This window comes from uncultured Limnohabitans sp., from assembly GCF_937889215.1.
GTDB lineage: Bacteria > Pseudomonadota > Gammaproteobacteria > Burkholderiales > Burkholderiaceae_C > Limnohabitans_A.
In genome coordinates, this window is record NZ_CALBEX010000040.1 from 1 (window position 1) to 3042 (window position 3042).

The following is a 3042-nucleotide window of genomic DNA, read 5'->3' on the forward strand; positions in this document are numbered from 1 at the left end:
GGACAGCTTGGTGGTGTTTGGCTCCGAGGCGATGGCCGACTTGTATGGCTGGCGCGCAGGCCAAGAAGCCTTGTTGCCGTTGAATGCGCAAGGCCAGCAAACGGTGTGGGTGGGTGGCTTGTTCCGTGATTACGGTCGACAACACGGGACGGTGGTGATGGCCACGGCCGACTATGAGCGACTCACCGGTGACCGCTCTCGCTCCGGTGTTTCGGTGTGGTTGGCCAAGGGCGCTGACCCCGCCATGGTCATGGCGCAGATTCAAGCCCAATTGCCTGAGTTGGCGCACCTGAAATGGATCAGTGCCAGCGATGTGCGTCAGCTTTCACTCCAAATTTTCGACCGCAGTTTTGCGATGACTTACGCACTCGAAGCGGCCGCCTTGTTTGTGGCATTGTTCTCGGTTGCCGCTGGGGTGACGGGGCAGCTGATTTTGCGCCGACGTGAGTTTGGTTTGCTGGCGCATTTGGGCATGTCCGAGCCTGACCGTTGGCGCTTGGTGTCTTTGGAGGTGGGCATGTTGTTGCTGATCGCCGTCGTGTGGGCCAGTTTGTTGGGAGGGTTGATGAGCCAGATCTTGATTCACAAAGTCAACCCGGAGTCTTTTCACTGGACCATGAACACCCATTTCGACATGGGGCAATGGGCCCTGATCAGTCTTTTGTTGTTGTTGATCGGCGTGCTGACTGCGCGATGGGCGGCACGTCAAGGCCTTGATCCTCAGCGTTTGGCCCAAAGCCTGCGTGCGGATTGGTAAACCCCATGACACCTCGCCGTCACGCCATCAAAACTGCTGCCTTGATGTTGGCAGGTCTCTCGCCTTGGTCGTCCAGCTTCGCGGCCACTGAGGCGGCGTTTTATCCAGCGGTCAAGCCAAGGCGTTTGGTGTTTCCAAGGGACCACGGCGCACATCCCGCTTACCGCACCGAGTGGTGGTATCTCACCGGGTGGCTGGGGCAAGGGCCTTCGGCGATCGGGTTTCAGCTGACTTTTTTTCGCAGCCGAACCCAGCATGCCGTCGACAACCCCAGCCGTTTGGCACCCACTCAGTTGTTGTTTGCGCATGCGGCGATGTCGGTGGCGAAGCAGGATGTTTTTCTGCATGCCAATCGTGCCGGGCGCCTCAGCGGCACAGCCTTGCGTGCTGAAACGGCAGACACCGACTTGCAGTTCGAAGACTGGCACTTGCGCCGTGTGCAACGCGCAGCTGCAGAAGTCTACGAGGGACATTTTTCAGGTGAGGGCTTTGCCCTGTCGTTTGAAGCCAGCACCCAACAAGCCGTCATTTTGCGTGGGCAAGAAGGTTGGTCGCAAAAAGGTCCTGAGGCCTTGCAAGCGAGCCACTATTACAGCCGCGCGCCTTTGCGCGTCAATGCCCAAATGCAATTGGGCCAGCAATCTCAAAAGCTTGAGGGCAAAGCGTGGCTAGACCACGAGTGGTCCAGCCAATTGTTGATGCCGGGAGCGGTGGGTTGGGACTGGTTGGGCATCAATTTGCTCGATGGCGGAACCTTGATGGCTTTTCAAATTCGCAACCAAAAATCAGAGCCACTTTACGCGCATGTCGATGCGCGTGATCGCGAGGGTCTGTCCACCCAGGCTTGGAATGGGTTGACGTGGCATGCCCGTGGCAGCTGGCGCTCCAAGGCATTGATCGATTACCCCATACCCATGGATTTGGTGGTGGGTGGCCAAAGCTTCCGTCTCGTGCCGCTGATGCTGGCGCAAGAGGTGGATGCCCGCGCCAGCACGGGTGGTTTTTACTGGGAGGGGGCCGTCAGTTTGATGCAGGCTGACCGATTGCTGGGCCACGGCTATTTGGAGCTGACCGGCTATGGCGCGCCTTTGCGCATTTGATGGCCCGTTGGGCCGCAGCCCCCCGGGTGTTGGGGCAAGTTCGACGATGCGGCTTGGCGGAAATTTGCGCTGCCCATTTACTGGCTTGATCTGCCGTATCCATGGTCGCAGATCGATGAAGTCCATGCCGACGCAGCCGCACCCTCTATGTCTGGCAATCGAGCTGCGAGAATGGTGCGCATACGAGGGTCTGAGTGTTCAAGTTGATTGAAACCTGTTGATCCAAATCTTGCCTTCGTGCGCCATGCTTGCGCACTTCATGTTTAAAAATGCCCTCAATGCAGCCAATTTCAGAAAAGAAAGACCATAGCCATCCAGCCCTGAGCCCATGGCGGCTGAGCGTCGCCCCGATGATGGACTGGACTGACCGGCATTGCCGATTTTTCCACCGCCTGTTGACCCGCCACACCTTGCTTTACACCGAGATGGTGACCACGGGTGCTTTGCGCCACGGCAGCGTGCAGCGGCATTTGCGCTTCAATGCCGAAGAACACCTTGTGGCTCTGCAATTGGGCGGCAGCGACGCCGCCGATCTGGCCCATGCCGCCAAGCTGGGCCAGGAATGGGGCTACGACGAGATCAACCTCAACTGCGGCTGCCCCAGTGACCGTGTGCAGCGCGGCGCATTTGGTGCTTGCTTGATGAACGAGCCGCGCACTGTGGCCGACGGCGTGAAAGCCATGCTCGATGTGGTCGATGTGCCGGTGACGGTCAAGCACCGCATTGGCATTGACCGCATCGAAAGCTACGACTTTGTGCGCGACTTTGTGGGCACCGTGAGCGAGGCCGGTTGCAAGGTGTTCATCGTGCACGCCCGCAATGCCTGGCTCGATGGCCTGTCCCCGAAAGAAAACCGCGAAATCCCGCCGCTGCGCTACGAGCTGGCCTACCAGCTTAAGAAAGACTTTCCGGGGCTGCTGATCGCCGTGAACGGCGGCATCAAGACCAACGATGAGATCGCGCAGCATCTGCAGCATGCCGACGGCGTGATGGTCGGGCGCGAGGCCTATTACAACCCTTGGCTTTTGGGCACTTGGGACGCCGCGTTTTATGGCGATACCCACGACGTGCCCAGCCGCGAGGCGGTGGAAGAGGCCATGGTGGCCTACATGGAGCGCGCCTTTGCCGAAGACGGTTGCCCTTGGTATGCGATTGCGCGGCACATGCTGGGCCTGTACCACGGGC

At 59.2% G+C, this 3042-nt stretch carries 3 protein-coding genes; all 3 read left to right on the top strand.

Going from position 1 to position 3042, the window contains the following annotated elements; genetic code table 11:
- Window positions 1–757, top strand: a 757-nt coding sequence (locus tag Q0341_RS00970; RefSeq protein WP_299509951.1) for an FtsX-like permease family protein, incomplete at its 5' end; no start/stop codon positions are given.
- Between the two features lie 5 nt (window positions 758–762).
- Window positions 763–1857: a lipocalin-like domain-containing protein gene (locus tag Q0341_RS00975; RefSeq protein ID WP_299509953.1), complete on the top strand. Its 1095-nt coding sequence runs from the start codon at window positions 763–765 to the stop codon at window positions 1855–1857.
- A gap of 350 nt (window positions 1858–2207) precedes the next feature.
- The coding region (gene dusA, locus Q0341_RS00980; protein ID WP_366522658.1) for a tRNA dihydrouridine(20/20a) synthase DusA at window positions 2208–3042 on the top strand (835 nt) is incomplete at its 3' end.